This window comes from Amycolatopsis oliviviridis, assembly GCF_014654365.1.
Classification (GTDB): domain Bacteria; phylum Actinomycetota; class Actinomycetes; order Mycobacteriales; family Pseudonocardiaceae; genus Amycolatopsis; species Amycolatopsis oliviviridis.
In genome coordinates, this window is sequence record NZ_BNAY01000007.1 from 80,671 (window position 1) to 97,579 (window position 16,909).

Annotated in this window: 15 protein-coding genes; 6 read left to right on the forward strand and 9 right to left on the reverse strand. The window is 68.2% G+C overall.

The genetic code is table 11. The annotated features are described in order from the left end of the window. Positions 1 to 32: 32 nt before the first annotated feature. The 6 genes from IE302_RS28270 to IE302_RS28295 form a co-directional block, all read right to left on the reverse strand. Positions 33 to 410: a hypothetical protein gene (locus tag IE302_RS28270; protein WP_005154277.1), complete on the reverse strand. Its 378-nt coding sequence runs from the start codon at positions 408 to 410 to the stop codon at positions 33 to 35. A 187-nt stretch (positions 411 to 597) separates the two neighbouring features. After that, positions 598 to 1,944, reverse strand: coding sequence for an alpha/beta hydrolase (locus tag IE302_RS28275; protein ID WP_191257787.1), 1,347 nt, complete (start codon positions 1,942 to 1,944; stop codon positions 598 to 600). A gap of 30 nt (positions 1,945 to 1,974) precedes the next feature. After that, positions 1,975 to 3,282: a WXG100 family type VII secretion target gene (locus IE302_RS28280; protein WP_191257480.1), complete on the reverse strand. Its 1,308-nt coding sequence runs from the start codon at positions 3,280 to 3,282 to the stop codon at positions 1,975 to 1,977. Then, entirely contained in the window at positions 3,279 to 3,683 is a 405-nt protein-coding gene (locus IE302_RS28285; RefSeq protein WP_038510253.1) for a hypothetical protein, read from the reverse strand. The genes IE302_RS28280 and IE302_RS28285 overlap by 4 nt, the downstream gene beginning before the upstream one ends. Before the next feature lie 109 nt (positions 3,684 to 3,792). Continuing rightward, positions 3,793 to 4,095 carry a hypothetical protein gene (locus tag IE302_RS28290; RefSeq protein ID WP_005155348.1) on the reverse strand — a complete coding sequence of 101 codons (303 nt, stop codon included), beginning with the start codon at positions 4,093 to 4,095 and terminating at the stop codon, positions 3,793 to 3,795. A gap of 21 nt (positions 4,096 to 4,116) precedes the next feature. Next, complete coding sequence (locus tag IE302_RS28295; RefSeq protein ID WP_073848466.1) at positions 4,117 to 4,458, reverse strand: WXG100 family type VII secretion target; 342 nt, start codon at positions 4,456 to 4,458, stop codon at positions 4,117 to 4,119. A 230-nt stretch (positions 4,459 to 4,688) separates the two neighbouring features. Here IE302_RS28295 and IE302_RS28300 point away from each other — a divergent pair, with 230 nt between their 5' ends. Together IE302_RS28300 and IE302_RS28305 are read left to right on the forward strand one after the other, a co-directional pair. After that, positions 4,689 to 5,642, forward strand: coding sequence for a hypothetical protein (locus IE302_RS28300; RefSeq protein WP_191257788.1), 954 nt, complete (start codon positions 4,689 to 4,691; stop codon positions 5,640 to 5,642). A gap of 79 nt (positions 5,643 to 5,721) precedes the next feature. Next, complete coding sequence (locus IE302_RS28305; protein ID WP_229907969.1) at positions 5,722 to 6,513, forward strand: hypothetical protein; 792 nt, start codon at positions 5,722 to 5,724, stop codon at positions 6,511 to 6,513. A gap of 96 nt (positions 6,514 to 6,609) precedes the next feature. On the opposite strand, the gene IE302_RS28310 is transcribed toward IE302_RS28305, so the two are convergent. Beyond that, positions 6,610 to 7,308, reverse strand: coding sequence for a S1 family peptidase (locus tag IE302_RS28310; protein ID WP_308436922.1), 699 nt, complete (start codon positions 7,306 to 7,308; stop codon positions 6,610 to 6,612). A gap of 153 nt (positions 7,309 to 7,461) precedes the next feature. On the opposite strand from IE302_RS28310, the gene cpt reads away from it, so the two are divergent. Continuing rightward, entirely contained in the window at positions 7,462 to 8,322 is an 861-nt protein-coding gene (cpt, locus tag IE302_RS42840; RefSeq protein ID WP_229907970.1) for a chloramphenicol phosphotransferase CPT, read from the forward strand. A 28-nt stretch (positions 8,323 to 8,350) separates the two neighbouring features. Here cpt and IE302_RS28320 read toward each other — a convergent pair whose 3' ends face one another. Then, positions 8,351 to 9,388 (reverse strand): HNH endonuclease signature motif containing protein, encoded by a 1,038-nt coding sequence (locus IE302_RS28320; RefSeq protein ID WP_191257482.1) that lies wholly within the window; start codon positions 9,386 to 9,388, stop codon positions 8,351 to 8,353. 794 nt (positions 9,389 to 10,182) lie between these two features. On the opposite strand from IE302_RS28320, the gene IE302_RS28325 reads away from it, so the two are divergent. After that, positions 10,183 to 10,920, forward strand: a complete 738-nt coding sequence (locus IE302_RS28325; RefSeq protein ID WP_191257483.1) for an ANTAR domain-containing protein — start codon at positions 10,183 to 10,185, stop codon at positions 10,918 to 10,920. A gap of 11 nt (positions 10,921 to 10,931) precedes the next feature. Here IE302_RS28325 and eccCa read toward each other — a convergent pair whose 3' ends face one another. Further along, the gene (gene eccCa, locus IE302_RS28330; RefSeq protein WP_191257484.1) at positions 10,932 to 14,873 is read right to left on the reverse strand and encodes a type VII secretion protein EccCa; all 3,942 of its coding nucleotides are present in this window, start codon (positions 14,871 to 14,873) and stop codon (positions 10,932 to 10,934) included. Between the two features lie 153 nt (positions 14,874 to 15,026). Here eccCa and IE302_RS28335 point away from each other — a divergent pair, with 153 nt between their 5' ends. Continuing rightward, entirely contained in the window at positions 15,027 to 15,806 is a 780-nt protein-coding gene (locus IE302_RS28335; protein ID WP_191257485.1) for a WXG100 family type VII secretion target, read from the forward strand. A 20-nt stretch (positions 15,807 to 15,826) separates the two neighbouring features. Beyond that, positions 15,827 to 16,891 carry a hypothetical protein gene (locus IE302_RS28340; protein WP_191257486.1) on the forward strand — a complete coding sequence of 355 codons (1,065 nt, stop codon included), beginning with the start codon at positions 15,827 to 15,829 and terminating at the stop codon, positions 16,889 to 16,891. Positions 16,892 to 16,909: the final 18 nt, after the last annotated feature.

Consider the following 16,909-nt stretch of genomic DNA (forward strand, 5'->3'; position numbering starts at 1 on the left):
TCTTTTTGCGACCCCCTGGGTTCTTGAGGTTCCTAGGGGACGGATACGCAGGCCGTCGAGCCCACGATGGCCACGCCGTCGCCGGCGCGGGAGACATGCACGTTGAAGTCGGCGCCGTCACGGCTGAACTGCGCGATCAGCTCACGCGGGTTGCTGCGGTCGCGCGCTCGCCAGCCCTGACCTTCCAGCATCGGCAGGACGACGTCGACGAGTTTGCGGACCGCGTCGGACGCGTCGTCCACGCGGAGGCCGTACTGCCAGCAGAGCAGCCGGCCCGGCTGGGTCGGGTCGCAGTCCAGTTCGCCCTCGACAGTGCGTTCCGCGGTGGTGCCGAAGGTGCCCGCGACACCGTCGATGACCGCCGTCAGGTCTTCGGCCAGCGGGTCGAGTTCGGTGTTTCTCGTGATCATGACCAACCCTCGATGTCTGTCGGTGAACCCGCGACCGCGATCGACGTCGCCACGGCGCTAGTTGGCTTGGTAAGTCGCGGCCGGCGTTCAAGGGCGCCGTGGCACCGCGATAGCGGGGCCTTCGGCCAGGGCGGGTTCACGCGTTCGGTCACCGCTCGCAGCCCTCCTCTGCTCCGCCACCCGTCCATCACAAGCCTCGTCCCACGCCTTCGACGACCATCTCGCCCACGGAGCCGCTCGTGAAGCCCTCGTTCGTGAGCGGTCCGCCCGTGGTCACACCGTAGATGTTGTTCCACGAATCCGAACCGGGTTTGAGCACGCCGCTGTGGGAATCGAAGCCCCACTGCAGGTCGCCGTTCGCGTCACGGCCGGTTTCCAGTTCGACGACGCCGGGGAAGCGGTCGGGGTCCGCTCCGTGCCCGGCGCCGAGCCATTCGAAGAGGCCCGCGTTGCCCTGCGCGACCACGATCGGGTCGAAGGGGGCCGTCATGGAGTAGCGCTGCACACCGGCCTGGCTCGCCGGGAGATCGCTCGGGCTCCAGATCCCGTGTCCCATGCCCGCGGACTCGACGTGCAGCACCCGGTCGGCCTTCAGCCCGAGCTGCTCCGCGAGCCCCACGGTCGCGCCGCCGTAACTGTGCCCGACGGCGGTGACCACGGTGTCCGGCCCGGCGTGACTGTCGATCTGCCCGCGCAGTTCGTCGCCGAAGGCCTTGAGATCGGGCGCCATCGTCTGCGCGTAATGCGCGGCCGGTCCCTCGGTGACGACGTTCTGGGGGAAGACCCCGTCGGCCCAGACCACCATCGCGGTCCGCCCGGTGGCGTCCGCGGCGACCAGGCTCTTGCCGAGGTCGGCGTAGCTCTGGAAGTTCTGGAACGAGGTGTTGACGCCGGGGACGAAGAGGCCGACGTTGCGGGTGCCCGGCTCGATCCGGCCGACCAGCTCGGCGATGCGCCCGTTTCCGGACGGATCGAACCGCAGGATCTGCCGGTCGTTGGCGAGGATGTCCTCGTACAGCGCGATCCTGGTGCGCGCGTTCGCGATGTCGTCGGCTTTCCCGCCGTTCGCCAGGAGGTTCGCGAGCCGCTCGCGTTCGGAGGTCAGCGCGTCGGAGACCTTCGTGCGGTTCTCGGCGATCGCGGTGGCCCACTGCCCGGTGTCGGCCGCACCGCCGACGCCCGCCGGATTCCCGGCCTTGGGCAACGGGTTCTCCGGCATCAGCGCCCGGTACGACGCGGCGACCTGGACGTCGGCGCGCCGGTAGCCACCCGCCGCCGACGTCAGACCCTGGTGGATCACCGTCGCCTTGGTGATCTGGCCGTCGAGTTTGCCCGCGACGTCCTTGATCGTCTTGGTATAGGTGGCCGAAGCCGCGCTGGACGCCGAAACCTGGCCGAACGCGGTGGCGGGGACGTTCTCACCCGCCAGCGCGGTCTGCGCCGTCTTGAGCACGCCGGCACGCTGTTCGAGTTCCGCCGCCGCCGCTTCGAGCCTGGCGGGGGCGACTCGGTAACCGCCCGCACTGGATGCCATCACCGAGCCGCCTCTCCGAATTCAGGGGAATCAGTACTGTTCGGGTTCTTCGCCGAGCACGGCCGGAGCGACCGGGGAGGACTGACCCCAGACGTTCTCGGTCTCCACGAGCCACGGCGGGATCCGTCGTCCGGAACCCATGTCGCCGCCCGCGCCCATACCCATCGGCATCATGGGCATCATCGGCATCGCGCCCTTGGCCGCCGCCGCGCCCGCGGCACCGGCGGCCCCGCCCGCGAGCCCGCTCATGGCGCTGCCCGAGCCGCCGTCGCCCGCCAGACCGGAGAACGCGGCGGGCGCGTCGCCAGGCCCGGAGACCCCGCCACCGCCGATGGCGCCGCCGTCCAGCGAGGGCGCGCCGCCCCCGCCGATCGGGATGCCGCCACCCGCACCACCCGCGGTCGCGCCTGCCGCACCGGCGCCTCCGCCGACGGGCTCACCGTTCTTGTCCTTGCCCTCGTTCGGGTTCTTGCCGTTGGCCCACCCGGGAACGCGCGGCATGATCGAACCGAACCGGCCGAACGCGGCGGCCGAGGCCGCGGCGAGACCGGCGGTGAACATGTCGCCGAACAACGGGTTCGATTTCGGGACCTGGCCCGGCTGCCCGGTGGTGGGCGGGGTCGAGCCGTCCGACGGCAGCGGATGCGTGTTGTCCCCCGGCAGCACGCCGACACCGGGCGTTCCGCCGATGTTGTTGCCGACGGAGCCGCCGCCCGGGGCCGAGCCGCCCCCGGTGACCGGCGGCGGGGCGACGGCGTTCGGCGAGGCCGGAATGGACTCCTCCGCCGAGGTGTAGTCACCCGCGAGCTGGGTCATCACCACGATCGCCTTGCTGTGCGCCGCGTTGGCCGCGCCCGCGGCCTGCTGCTGCGCCTCGACGTTCGCGATGGCCTGCTGCCGTTGCTGGGCGGCGTTCATGATCGTCGCCGGGGACGAGTCCGGGGGCAGCAGAGGCGGGTTGACCGCCAGCGCGACGTCGGCCGGGGAGACGTCCGGCACCGCGACCGGCGGCGGCATCTCCTTCTTGGCCTTCACCAGCGCGTCCGCCGCGTCCTCGAGGAGATGGTTCATCGCGTGCGCGGTCTGGGCGACCTTGCGGATTCCGCCGACCAGGTCGGTGATCATCGTGTGGTACTTGTCGGCGGCACCGCCGGTCCAGCTGCCGGAGAAGTCCTTCAGCTCCCCGGTCAGGTTCTCGGCCTGTTCGAACAGCCCCGAGCCGGTGGACTGCCACTTGTGGGCCGCGTGCCGGGCCGTGTTGGGGTCGCCCGCCTGCAGCATCGCGTAAAGCTGCTGGTGCGAGTAGGCGGCGAAGTTCGTGTGCGCGGTGTCGGTCATCCCTTGTTCCCCCCGCCGTTCGAGCCGCTGTTACCACCCAGCACGCCGCCGAGGACGTTGAGCAGCGGATCGAGCAGCCCGGTCTGCTGGCTGGAGTGGTTCATGTCGCCGGCGACCGAGTCATCGGCCGCGGCGTAGCCGTCCGCGACGGTCGTGGTGACGTCCTGCGCGAAGGTGATCGCGCCCTTGACCTGGTCCAGCAGCCCCTGCATCTCGGCGACGGCCGCCTGGTGCGCCTTGTTGAGGGAACCCGCCTCCCCGAACTCGCCGAACAGCAACGGTTGCTCGCTCAGGGTCAGCAGGAAGTCGTTCGGCTTGGACATCGCATGGATCTGGGTCTCCAGTTCCCGCACGAAGTCCTTCAGTGATTCCAGATGGACGTAGTACGACTGGTCTTGCATTGATCCCGGCTCTCTCGTGATCGGCCATGCCAACAAAGGACGACGACGCGCAAAGCCGGCCGGCCGGTGCCGAGGGGGGTGAAAGCACCGGCCGGCCGACGGATGGGGATCAGCCGGCGAACAGGCCCTGGTTACGGTTCTCCAGGCTGTGCTGGAGATCGTGGGCGTCGCCGACCTTGCCACCGAACTGCGCGATGATCGCCACGATGTCCGCGGTGGCCTGGCGCAGGCGGGTTTCAGACGCACGGGCGGCCTCACCGGCGGAGCTGCCGGAGGCGTACCAGGTCTGAGTGATCGGCTGCAGGTTCGTGTGCAGCTGTTCGAGCTGAGAAGTGAGCGCCTTGGCCTTGGCGGCCAGCGAGGCCGAGCTGTGCTGCAGCGCGGCGAAGTTGATTTCGACGACGTCAGCCATGATTGGTGGTCCTCTCGCGGATCAGGGGTTCAGCCGGTGGATCACGGTCTGGTCGACGGTGCCGCTGACCCCGGTCAGGCTTTCCCGGACCTGCTCGTCACCCGAGTTGTAGTTCCGGTTGCTTTCGTGCACGAGACGCGACATGGTGTTGAGCTCGTTCACGGCGATGGTCATCTTCTCCTGCAGACGGCGCTGCAGGTCCCAGAACGCGACCGCCTGGTCACCCTTGTAGTTGTGCAGGGTCTGGGTCAGCTCGCTCTCCAAGCTGGCCATCGTGGTCTTGGCGTTCGACGCGGTTTCCTCGAACCCCTGGACGGCGCGCGCCATCGCAGCTGCGTCTGCCTGATATCCCGTACCGGTCATTGATGGGCCACCTCCTCTCATCTCGCTGGAAATCCCGGTGAGCACCAGGGGACGCCCTGTCTGCTCTTGTGAAGGACACGCTAGAAAACAGGGGAGTGTGGTCAAACGGCACAACTGCCGGTTGCGGTGACGGCACTATTACCCACAGGTCGGCGGTAGGGCCTTCCCCACCTTCGATCCGGGGGAGAACTCCAGTGTTCGATGTGGAGCTCCCCGGCACCCTCGATTCCATGGTGGACAAGGGATCCAGGACAGTACTGCATCGCCCGCTGATGATCTTGGCGGCGGCGATGGCGGTGCTCGGGGTGATCGCGCTCGGCGGCCTCGTTCTCGACGATCGCAGCCTCGTCAACGCGCCCATTTGGCTCAAACCGCTCAAGTTCACGATTTCCGTGGGTCTCTACGCGGTGACACTGGCCTGGCTGATCGGGCAGCTGACCCGGGGCAAGCGGCTCGGGTGGTGGCTCGGGACGGTGTTCGCGGTCGGCCTCGGCATGGACATGGCGCTGCTGTTCTGGCAGATCGCCGTCCGCGGCCGGACACTCCACTTCAACCAGGAGACCCCGGCCGACCAGTGGATCAACAACATGGTCGCGAACGGTGCCTTCCTCGGCTGGGGAGCGACGGCGGCCATCGCGGTTCTCCTGTTGTTCCAGCGTCTTCCCGACCGGGCGATGAACTCCGCGTTACGTGCGGGTGCCGCGTTGTCGGTCGCCGGCATCGGGATCGCGCTGCTGATGTTCGGGCCGAACGAACAGCAGATGGCCCAGTTCCGCTCCGGCGAACGGCCGTCGATCGTCGGGGCGCACGCCGTCGGTGTACCCGACGGTGGCCCGGGGCTGCCGGTGCTGGGCTGGAGCACCGTGGGCGGGGACATGCGGATCCCGCACTTCTTCGGGATCCACGCGATCCAGGTGCTGCCACTGGTCGCTTTCGGGCTGCTGAAGCTCGCCCGACGGTATCCGGTGCTCGAATCGGACTTCGTGCGGCGGAACCTGGTCCGGACCGCATCGGCCGGTTTCGCGGGGTTGCTGGCGCTGCTCACCTGGCAGGCTCAGCGGGGACAGTCCATCGTGCATCCCGACTTCTGGACGCTGGTCGCGGGTGCCGGGATCATCGTCGTGGTGGCCGCCGGTTCGATGCTTTCCCTCCGGGCGCCGAGGCCGATGCACCAGCTGACGTGATCTTCACCGTATCTCCACGAGATCCACTCGGGACTTTCTGCCGCATCGGATAACTTTCGGTCCGATGAAGGGGGTAAGCGTGAATGGAACGCGGACTTATCGGCGGTTTTCGGGCAGACGCGCGGGTGTGGTGCTCACCGCCGCGGCGGTGCTGATCGGTGGGGTGGCGTGTTCGTCGTCGCCTGACGCGCCTGGCTCGTCCGGTGCGTCCGGCGACGACAAGGCGGCCGCACCCGAGAAGTTCGGCCCGGCGGGATACCGCGGGCTGACCCTGGGGATGGCCAAGGACGCCGCGCTGGCGGGCGGCAAGCTGGCTCCGGCGCCGACGTCCAATTTGGATGGTTGTGCTGACTTCTCCTACGTCGGCGGTCCGGCTCCCGACCCGGCGCGGATGAAGGCGGAAGCCGATGCCGAGGCCAAGGCGAAGGACCTGAACAAGAAGGCCGACGAACTCGAGGCGGACCCGGAGCCGAAGCCGGGCGCGTCCGCGGAGGAAAGCGCGAGGTCGGCGGAGAAGTCCGCCAAGGACACGCGACTGTTCGCCGACGCCGCTCTCGCGTCCGCCGAGCTGGCGGGCAAGCGGGAAGAGCGTGACAAGGCTTTCGTGGCCGCTGGTGGGGCCTCGTTCGGTAAGGAGGGACTGCGTGAACTCGCCGCTCCTTCGGACGCGAAGACCGCCGAGGGGATCGGCGCCGGTTCATCACTCGCGGAACTGAAGGCGGCCTACGACGCCAAGGGGATGAAGGCCGGCGACAACGGCCGGTTTCAGGTGCCTGTAGACGGGAAACCGGACTGGATCTACGAGTTCACCGTCAACGGGGAGAAGGTCGGTTCGGTGTCGATGATCAACCCGAAGTCGAAGTGTTCTTGAGCCAGAAGCGTTTCTGATTCAAGAGTTCGGGGGAAGGTGGGAAAGGGGCCGTTCGGTTTCGAACGGCCCCTTTCCCTTCGCGGTCGGACTCCGCGGTCAGACTCCCGCGGTGGTGCGGATCCAGCTGCGGCTCGCCGCGACGCTGGCGTAGTTCTGGGTGCCCTGCGGGTTCGTGCCGGAGTTGCTGCCGGTCGAGCAGACGCCGACCTGGACGCCGCCCGAGAGCTGCGGGCCGCCCGAGTCGCCGTGCCATGCCGAACCGTTGACGCCGACGCTGGCGATGGCCTGGCCGCCGTAGGCGTCGCTGCTGGTCCCGGTGATGCGGACGTTGGCCGTCTTCAGGACGCTCGACGGCGGGTTGCTGCCCTGCGTGCGACCCCAGCCGTAGATCTGGTTGGTGGTGCCGTTGGCCGGGTTCGCGGTGCCGAGCTTCATGTACGTGGTGCTGACCGCTGTCTTGAGATGCAGCAGCGCGATGTCCCCGCTGGGAGCCGCCTTCTGCTGGTCGACCTCGGCATTCGTGCCCTGCTGGAGGTTGACGTTCCCGACCTTCACGTGCATGCCGGGGGCGTTGAGGCAGTGCTTCGCGGTGAGGACCCACTGCGGCGCGATGATGGTGCCGGAGCAGTTGAAGCCGCCGTACGCGGTCGCGTCGTTCCAGTAGATCTGGGCGCCCCACGGCGCGGAACTCACGGTGCCGCCGCCGATGATGTCCTGGCCCGCGTTCGCGGCAGGGGTAGCGGCAACGGTCAGCGCCGCGGCGGCGCCGGCCACCGCTGCGACGATCTTGGACATACGCATGAATACGCCCTTCGGCCTGCGTCGGGGAGTTCGTTTCGACTTGAAACGGTTTCACCAAGTTATGCGGCGGTAAGGGTTTTTGTAACCTACCGAAGTCGGTAAGCGGTGCGAGGAAAGTATTGGGCCGTCCGGGTGGGATAGTCGGGTGTGGACATCGATGACCGATTGGCTGACGTCAGGTCCCGGCCCTCCATGTACGGGATCGCGACGCTTCGGGACGCTTGTGTGTTTTTGTGCGGGTTCGACGCTGCTTCGGAGAACCGTGTTCTGCGCGGCTTTCAGGAATGGGTGGATCCGGGTCCTTTGGTGTGGACTTCCGTTGTATCCGGTTTGCTGGAAAGGCGTGATTCATCGTTCCCCGGTCTCGGTGACGGGGAACAGGTGGCCGCGCTTTTCGATCTGGTGGCGGAGTTCCGGGCGGAGCGAGGTGATCCTCTGCCTGGACCACCGGGGCCTCGGCGTGCTCGTGTGGCGACTCAGGTGATCGTCTTGAACGGTGGGTCCAGTTCGGGCAAGTCCGGGATCGCCCGGTGTCTGCAAACGGTGTTGCCGGAACCTTGGCTCACCTTCGGCGTCGACACCTTGATCGACGCCATGCCCGCCGCGGTGGACGAGGGGATCGACTTCGCGGCGGATGGTGAGGTCAGCGTCGGATCCGGTTTCCAGCGGCTCGAAAACGCGTGGATGACCGGTGTCGCGACGATGGTGCGGGCGGGTGCCCGGGTCATCATCGACGACGCGTTCCTCGGTGGCGCCGCGTCACAACAGCGCTGGCGCGCCGCGTTGGACGGCGCTGGGCTGGACAGGAACGCGGTGCTGTGGGTCGGGGTTTGGTGCGACGGCGCCGTTGCCGCGGGGCGGGAGATGGCGCGTGGGGATCGGGTCGTCGGGATGGCTGAGGCGCAGGCCGAGATCGTTCATCGGGGTGTGGTTTACGACTTCGAGGTGGACACGGGGGTGAACGAGGCTCTGGCCTGTGCCCGGGAGATCGCCGCACGGATCGAGTGACGTTCCACTGTGTTCAGGGTCGGCGGGTTCAGGCCGCCCGCTCGTCTTCATCCGGTGCGGTCCGGGGTTCGTGGAGCGGTTCGGGTGCCGTCTTGTAGGTGTGCCCGCTCGGAGTGGTGATGATCATTCCGCCGTTGCCGGTGGGCTCGGCCGACCAGCCGGGTTCTTCCTTGAGCAGGTTGTGGATCTTGCAGTATCCGTGCCCGTTGTGGTGATCGGTCTTACCGTCGCGGGCCCTGGCGGTGATGTGGTCGATCTCGGAGAACTCGGCGGGACGGTGGCAGCCGGGATGGGTGCATTCCCGGTCCCGGGCTTTGATCAGCCGGGCGAGTGAGGCGGGGAAGCGATAGGTCTCCGGACCCGCTTCGAGCAGCTGCCCGGTGGCGGGGTCGGTGATCAATCGCGACCACGTCGAGGTGGGCTCGGCCGCGATCTCGCGGACGAGCCAGTCCGGGATGGGCCCGTAGCCGGCGAGGAACGCGGGGTCCTTGCGGGCGCCGGTCAGAGTCAACAGGTCCACGTAGACGTGGATGTGCGGACGTGGCTTGCCGCGGCCGCTCTCGGCGAGCAGACGTTCGGCGAACACGTCGGCGCGGTGCTGCTCGAGCGTGCGGGACTTGTCCGCTTTCCGTCGTGTCTGTGCCGCGCGGCTCATCGAGGCGTAGATCGAGCCCGCGACCTCGGCGGGAAGATGGCCGGAGAGCGTGGACATGGTCTCGTCCTCGTGCTTCAGCGATACACGCCGCAGGGCGCGTTTCTTCGCCGCTCGCTCCCGGTAACCGTCGGGATCGAATTTCTGCACCGCGTAGTTCACCGACCCGCGGATCGCCGCGGGGTCGCGTTCGGCCAGACGTTTGGCCATGAACTCGTCCACCTGCGCGGCGACCTCGTCCGACACGTCCCTGGTCAGCTGCGTGACCTTCGACGCCTTGAACAAGTCGATCTCGCCTTTGTCCAGTGCTGCCAACGTGTTCGGCAACCGGGACACCAAGGCGCAGGAGATCTCCAGCAGCAGGCACGCGCGATTGCGAGAGACCGAGAAGCGCAAGGCGACTTCCTCGGTCATCGATCTTCGCGAACCGCCCACCGCGGCGAACTCGGCCAACGCTCGTACCTGGCGACCCTGCGAGCCTCGAAGTGAAACTTCTTCGGCGAACGCGGAGTCCAGAAAACGAGCGGCTTTCAGATTAGGAGCAAGAGTTTGGGTCATGTCCATGATGGTAGTCGAACGTGAGTTCGATCACCACAGAATTCGTGATCGGATTTACGCGGAGAGTGAACGGGCATCTGAGAACAGTGGCCGCGGGCGATCTCGGCGAGCCGGCAGAAGGAGGGAACCAGGCTCGAAGTCGCATCTTTCGCGGGAAAACCCTGGCCCGTCAGGTGTTTTCGAGGCATGGTGGCTGAATTTCCTTTCGGTGGGACATTTTGCGTGGACTCCTACGCTCGGCTCAGGCGAATCCGGTGCGCTTTCGGGGAAACAGAGGGAATTCCCTGAACTCATGGAGGCGGTCCGGACGGCTCGCCCGAACCCGTGGGTGAAGATCTGACCGCAGTGATCGGCTGATCACCCGGGACGTGCCGCCGTCACTCGGGTGGGCGAGCCGCTCGCCCGTAGACCTGGATGGCCCTGTTACGGGCGCCGGAATCCTTGTAGCGTCGTGGCGGCATCGTGAGGTCGCGTGACGACCTGGCCCCAGTTGGAGCGGGACCTCAGACAGGTCAACGAGATTCGAGGAGAGCGCTCCTGTCAGCGGGCACGAAATGACCTCCCCCGAGGTCACTCGGTTTCCCGCGTTCTGACGAGTGCGGACGACCTGACGACGTCGGGCGTGGGCTATCCCTGATTGGCGACTTCCAGTGTCAGCCACAGAAAGAGAAGCACGCATCGCAGAGGCCACCGCCGATCTGGCGAACCGTGCCGCTGATTTCGATGCCCTGGACCTGCTTCACGATCTGACTCACCACGCGAACGGTCTCTTGCGGGTGCAAGGCGCCGGTACCACCGTGATCGACGATCGGGGCCAGGTGCGCTATGCCACCGCGTCCGACGAACGGTGCCGGGGACTGGAGGAAGCCCAGGTCGAGCTCGGCGAAGGGCCCTGCCTGGAGATCACCCGCACCAACGCGGTCCTGCCGCCGACCGGGTTCGGGGACGGCAGCCCGGGCGCCGAACGCTGGCCTCGGTTCGCCGATTACGCCCGCGAGGCGGGTGTGGTCGCCATCGCGGCCGTGCCGTTGCGCACGGTCGAGACCACTGTGGGCGCGCTGAACCTGGTGAACACCGGGCAGCCGGTGATACCCGTGACGGATCTGCGCATCGCCCAGGCCTTCACGGAGGCGGCCATGGGATGTTTCGCCTACCACCACCGTGTGAACGGCCTCGAACAGGTCGTCAGCCAGCTCGAAGGGGCGCTGCACAGCCGGGTCGCGATCGAACAGGCCAAGGGGGTGCTGTCCGAACGTTTCCACATCCCGCTGGACGAGGCGTTCGCGCGCCTGCGCGGGCACGCCCGCAGCCGGAGCCTGAAACTCAGGGCCCTGGCGACCGACGTCGCCCACGGACGCGGTCCCTCCGAGCTGAACCGTCAACGCTGACGGGACGCCCCTCAATCCTCCACTGGCTTGGTCCAAGCGACCTGGACCAGTCCGGTCCCGTGCCGCCGTGACACCAGTACACCCCGCCCAGCGGGCTGGGGCCCCGGCTTGACGTCTCCGAGCAGCGCACCCTCGTCCCGCGACCCGGACATCACGAGACCGGGTGAACCCAGCTCGCGAATCCGTTGCAGCACGGGTTCGAACAGCGAACGGCCCGCGCCGCCACTCCCGCGCGCGACAATGAGGTGAAGTCCGATGTCCCGGGCCTGTGGCAAGAATTCCAACAGCGGCAGCAGCGGATTCCGGCCGACGGTCGCGACCATTTCGTAGTCGTCGACGAGCACGAACAGATCCGGCCCCCGCCACCACGACCGGTTCCGCAATTGCTCGGGCGTGACGTCCGAGCCGGGAAGCCGGTTCCGCATCGCCTGCTGGCATTGCTCGATCAGTCCGGTCAACGCGGTTTCGGAACCCGCGTAGCCGAGCAGATGCGACTCCGGCACCGCGCCCAGCATTCCGCGCCGGTAGTCGGCGACCACGATCGCCGCTTCCTCCGGCGAGTACTTCGCGGTGATGCCTTGCGCGATCGCGCGCAGGAGCGAACTCTTGCCGGATTCCACGTCGCCGAAGGCCACGAAATGCGGTTCGGTGGCGAAATCGAGGTACACCGGCCGCAGATTCGACTCCGCGATGCCGAGCGTGACCTGCTTGCGCGGCCCGGCTTCCAGCGAGTCCAGCGGCACCTCCGCAGGGAGCAGCCGCACGGCGGGCGCGGGACTTCCCTTCCAGGCGGCGGAGATCCGCCTGTTCAGGTCGAGGCCGCCGGCGCCGACCGTGTCCGGCCGCTGGTCCGAATCGATGCGCGGGAGCGCCGCGAGGAAGTGCAGCTTGTCCGCGGTCAGCCCGCGTCCCGGCCGGTCCGCCGGGACGTTCTGCGCGATCTTGCGGTCGATCAGCGAGTCCGCCGGCTCACCGAGCCGCAGTTCGAACTTGGTGCCGATGGCGTCGCGCAGCGGCGCCCGCATGCCCATCCACTGGTTGATCGAGACGACGACGTGGATGCCGAAACCGAGCCCGCGCGAGGCCAGGCTGGTGATCTGTTCCTCCAGCTGTTCGTATTCCTGGCGGATCGTGGTCCAGTTGTCCACGAACAGGAAGACGTCGCCGAATTCACGGCCTTCCGTGCTCTCGCGGAACTCCGAACGCCGCTGGCGGAACGTCGTGATCGACTCGATCCCGTTGGCGGAGAAGAACTCCTCACGCTGTTCGAGCAGGGTGGTCAGTTCCGCCACCACGCGGCGGCAACGCTGGGCGTCGCGCCGGGTCGCGTAGCCGGACACGTGGGGCAGCCCGGCGATCGGCGCCAGCGCGCCACCGCCCATGTCCAGTACGAACAGCTGGACCTCTGCCGGGGTGTGGGTGAGCGCGAGCATCGCGGCGATGTCGCGCATCAGTGTGCTCTTGCCGCTCTGCGGCGCGCCGACGATCAGCGCGTGCCCGGCGGCACCGGAGAAATCGGCCCACAGCATGTCGCGCCGCTGTTCGAAGGGCTTGTCGACCAGGGCGACGGGGATCATCAGCTTGCCGTTGCCGCCCCAGCCCAGCGGGCACAGCCCGCGTTCGGGATCTTCGCCGAGCGGCGGCAGCAGCTGGTCCAGGGTGGGCGGTTCGGCCAGCGGCGGCAGCCAGATCTGGTGCGCTTCCGGGCCTTTGCCTTCGATCCGCGAGATCATCGCGCCGATGATCGTCTCGCCGGTGCCCTTTTCGACCGGTTCCTCCGCCTCGACGGTCACCGGGATCTCCACCGGTGCCAGCGTGAAGGGCATCAGCCCGAGACTCTGCCCGTCCTTGCGCACGATCTTGCTTCGCGGCGGCAGTTCCCCCGAGACGTACGCGGCCTTGAGCCGGATCAGGGTGTCGTTGTCGGACTTCAGGTACGCCGAGCCCGGCACGGGCGGAAGCTGGTAGGCGTCCGCGACGCCGAGCACCGCGCGGCTCTCCGACGCGGAGAACGTCCGCAGGCCGATCCGGTACGACAGGTGCGAGTCCAGCCCGCGCAGCCGTCCCTCCTCCAGTCGCTGCGACGCCAGCAGCAGGTGGATCCCGAGACTCCGCCCCAGCCGTCCGATCGCGACGAACAGGTCGATGAACTCCGGTCGCGAGGACAGCAGCTCGCTGAATTCGTCGATGATCACCAGCAACGACGGCAACGGCCGCAGGTTGACGCCGGATTCCCTGGCCTTTTCGTAGTCCCGCACCGACGCGTAGTTCCCGGCCGCGTGCAGAAGCTCCTGACGCCGCAACAGTTCGCCGTTCAGCGCGTCCGCCATGCGGTCGACCAGCGCGAGATCGTCGGACAGGTTGGTGATGACGGCGCAGGTGTGCGGCAGTCCGGTCATGCCCGCGAACGTCGCGCCACCCTTGAAGTCGATCAGCGCGAGATTGAGCTTCTCCGAGGAATGCGTGACAGCGAGCGCGGTGACCAGCGTCCGCAGCAGTTCGCTCTTGCCGGACCCGGTCGCGCCGATGACCAGGCCGTGCGGGCCCATCCCGCCTTCCGCCGACTCCTTGAGGTCGAGATCGACCGGCCTGCCCTCGGGGTTGATGCCCAGCGGGATCCGCAGCCGGTCCCGCGCCGAACGCGGCGCCCAGGTGACCGCCGTGTCGGTGTCGCGCGGATCGCCGATGCCGAGCAGCCCGGCCAGCCCGAACGTCGCCGACATCGGCGCCTCGGTGACCACGGCCGCTCCTTGGAACAGCGGCGTCAGCATCCGGGCCAGCGCCTCGGCGGCCCCGCGGTCGAGGGTGTCCGGCATGCCGAGGAACCCGAGCCGCTGCTCGGTCCCGTCGCCGACGACCATCCCGAGCTGCTCCGGGCTCATGTGCAGGCTCAGCAGCCGTTCGGACGACACCGACCGAGGCTGCTCGGTGCCGATCTCCACCACCGTGACGCCGAGCCTGCCCTCTTCGGCGACGAGCCGCGTGTCGGCGAGGGTGTGCCCGCCGTCCACGATCACGACGACATGCGGCAGGTCCAGCCGGGAGTCCGGCCGCCGGGTGAACGCGGGCCGGTCGCCGAGATCGGGACCGAGGAGGTCGGCGAGCTTCCCGGCGTCGGCGTCGACGAGCCGTCGCGGACCGGCGGCGTCCGCGGCGGTGGAGGCGACGTGCGGCAGCCACTTCGCCCATTCCCAGTCGTGCAGCCGGTCGTCCTTGACGCAGAGCGCGATCCGCAGGTCGCCGGGTGAATGGAAGGTCGCGAGCTGGGTCAGCAGCGCCCGCGCGGTCCCGAGCGTGTCCGGACGGCGGCCGGACAGGCTGACCTGCGCGAACGACCGCAGCGAGACCGCGACCGGGAGCCCGTCGACCGTCGAGTAGGTCCGGATGAAGTGCTTCAGGTTCGTCGAGCACACCGGGTCGAGGTCTTCCAGCGGCACGGTTTGCGGTGCCTTCAACGGTGTCGCGAGCCGCTGCGGCCCCGTCCCGACGCGGACCTGCGCGAACTGCGAGTCGGACCGGCGGCGGTCCCACAGCTTCCCTGTCTCGATGTACGCCCACAGATCCGCCGGATCGGGCTGCAACGCCGACATGGCCGCGCGCTGGTTGTCCGCGATTTCGCGGACCTGGCCGCGCAAACCGGTGAGATACCGCTGGTAGTCCCGGCGTTCCTCGTTGATCTGCGCCTTCTTCGCCGCGCCACCGCGACCGAGCGACATCACGACCATGCCCGCCATCGCGGTGAGGAACAACGCGCCGAAGATGTACGTCATCACCCCGCCGTCGCGTCCGATGTAGACGAACGACATGGCGCCCATGCCCAGCATCATCGGCATGAACATCAGCAGCTGCATGGCTCCACCGGAGGAGCCCTTCGGCAGCATCGGCGGGGACTGCAGGACGATTTCACCGGGCTGCTCGCCCAGGGCCGGCAGGCGGTCGCGAGTGGCGCTCATCAGGGTCTTTCTGGCCGCTTGTGGGTAATCCTGCCGATCATTCTGGCCACTCGTGCCGCCCTTGCGGTGGGTACTTTTGCCGTCCGCTCACGTCTGGTGGCGAACTTACGCTGCTGGTCAACGCAGACGTGGGGGAACGAGAAAAGGAGAGCCATGGTCGGCACGGGCGAGTACCGGGCGGAGCCCGAGGCCATGCGCTCGGCGGTCGGGAACCTGGGCGGCATCATCATGCAGGGCATCAACGTCGTCGGCGACCTCGAACGCACCGTCCTCCAGCCGATGTCGTTCGCCACCTTCGGCAGCGCGGTGGCGGCGGCCAACACGGCCATGCAGAGCCAGCAGGTGGTCGCGGTCCGCACGCTCCTTCAGCTGCTGCAGCAGATCAACGGCTTCATCAAGAGCAGCGCCGACGCCTACCAGGCCGCCGACGAGGCGGTCGCGGGCGGGTACGGCGGCCGCCCGGGTGGCGGCGGCGCCGGGTCGACGTCGTCGATCTGGGGGAACTCGCACGCCTCCGAACTGGCGACGCTGGCCATCAACGACAGCGCCGGCGGCAACGGCGAACCGTCGTCGGTCGGCAACGTGCTGCGCTATCTGGGGGACGCGCGGCTGGGGCAGCTCGGCGACCACCCGATCACCGACACCCGGTTCCACGGCGTCTCGGACTTCAACGACTGGCTGGCCGGTGACGCCGACAACCAGGCGCGAGTCGGGGTCATCGAGGTCTACGCCGGTACGGCGCGCAATTTCGGCGACGTGCCCGGCGGGGTGCACAGCGGTGACGTCGTCGTGGTCGAACCGCTCCTGTTCTCCGACAGCAAGCCGATCATCGCCATCGCCGGAGAGGGCGGGCTGCTCTACAACCACGGAATCGTCGAAGCGGACATCAACGGCCTGGCGAAGGTCAGCGTCTACCGCCCGGCTTCCGTCTGACTTCCGGCCTGAGGAGCGACATGCTGACTTACCCCAATTCCAGCGCGATGGACGCGACCGCGGGCTCGGGCGGGCCGATCACCATCCTGCCGCAGATCCTCACCGGTCAGCCGGAGCAGATCGCGAAGCACGTGCTCGAGGTGCTCAAGAAGGCCAACGAGTTCCTCACCATGTACAACGAGGTGACGAAGGCCGCCGAGCAGCTGAAGAAGATCTGGTCCGGTGGGGCGTCGGACTCGGCGCTGAAGAAGATCACCGACTCCCTGAACTCGCTCACCAAGATCATCCAGGTCGTGCAGAAGGGCGCCGAGCTGCTCGGCATCGCCGGGACGCTGATCAAGACCGCGCAGACCGCGTACAAATCGGTGGTCGCGGCGGTGAACCCGACGGTCGCGGGCCTGATGTCGAATCCGTGGACCTACGGTGCCGCCGTCGCGCTTTCCACCGCCACCAGCGCTTCGCTGCGCGCGTTCATCACCGCGATCGGCGCGCTGCTGAAGGCGCTCGGCGTGGTCGACCTCGCCAACCAGATCACCCAGATCGCCACCATCATCGGCGAGGTCCAGAAACTGTTCGGGCACAACGACGCCGGCGACAACGGCGCGGCGGGCAACTCGGCGGTCTCGGGCACCCCGGTCACCAATCCGCAGGCGCCGGGTTCGGTCGCCAGCGGCTCCGGCCAGGCCGCGATCGGCGGTTCCGGCGGGGGCGCGGGTGGTGGTGCGGGAGGCGCTTCCGGTGGCGGGACGACGCCGGGCGAGACTCCGCCGTTCACCCAGTACCGCCCGCCCGCGCTGGGCGGCAACGGATCCCAGGGGAACTGGCCGGGTGGCGCCGACGCCTGGATCCCGGTGGACAGACCCTCCGGCGGGGGCTCGGGTTCCGGCGGCTCGCTCCCGGGCGCGGGTGCGGGCAACGGGAACACGGTCACCATCACCACCGACCTGAGCACCGGCAAGTCCACCGTGCAGGCGCCGGGCGGGCAGGACATCGATATCGACATCGACATGAACTACGGCGGCAAGCACTTCGAGCAGCACATTGACATCGACGCAGGCGCGGATTCACCGGCGAAGGGCAGGTAAACCGTGTCGGGGAGCGGT

Coding starts and splice junctions, on each gene's coding strand:
- IE302_RS28275 (WP_191257787.1), bottom strand. CDS start 1,944: ATGGCATCCAGTGCGGGCGGTTACCGAGTCGCCCCCGCCAGGCTCGAA.
- IE302_RS28320 (WP_191257482.1), bottom strand. CDS start 9,388: ATGACCGAGGAAGTCGCCTTGCGCTTCTCGGTCTCTCGCAATCGCGCG.
- IE302_RS28290 (WP_005155348.1), bottom strand. CDS start 4,095: ATGGCTGACGTCGTCGAAATCAACTTCGCCGCGCTGCAGCACAGCTCG.
- eccCa (WP_191257484.1), bottom strand. CDS start 14,873: ATGAGCGCCACTCGCGACCGCCTGCCGGCCCTGGGCGAGCAGCCCGGT.
- IE302_RS28295 (WP_073848466.1), bottom strand. CDS start 4,458: ATGACCGGTACGGGATATCAGGCAGACGCAGCTGCGATGGCGCGCGCC.
- IE302_RS28280 (WP_191257480.1), bottom strand. CDS start 3,282: ATGACCGACACCGCGCACACGAACTTCGCCGCCTACTCGCACCAGCAG.
- IE302_RS28340 (WP_191257486.1), top strand. CDS start 15,827: ATGCTGACTTACCCCAATTCCAGCGCGATGGACGCGACCGCGGGCTCG.
- IE302_RS28335 (WP_191257485.1), top strand. CDS start 15,027: ATGGTCGGCACGGGCGAGTACCGGGCGGAGCCCGAGGCCATGCGCTCG.
- IE302_RS28310 (WP_308436922.1), bottom strand. CDS start 7,308: ATGTCCAAGATCGTCGCAGCGGTGGCCGGCGCCGCCGCGGCGCTGACC.
- IE302_RS28270 (WP_005154277.1), bottom strand. CDS start 410: ATGATCACGAGAAACACCGAACTCGACCCGCTGGCCGAAGACCTGACG.
- IE302_RS28285 (WP_038510253.1), bottom strand. CDS start 3,683: ATGCAAGACCAGTCGTACTACGTCCATCTGGAATCACTGAAGGACTTC.
- IE302_RS28300 (WP_191257788.1), top strand. CDS start 4,689: ATGGTGGACAAGGGATCCAGGACAGTACTGCATCGCCCGCTGATGATC.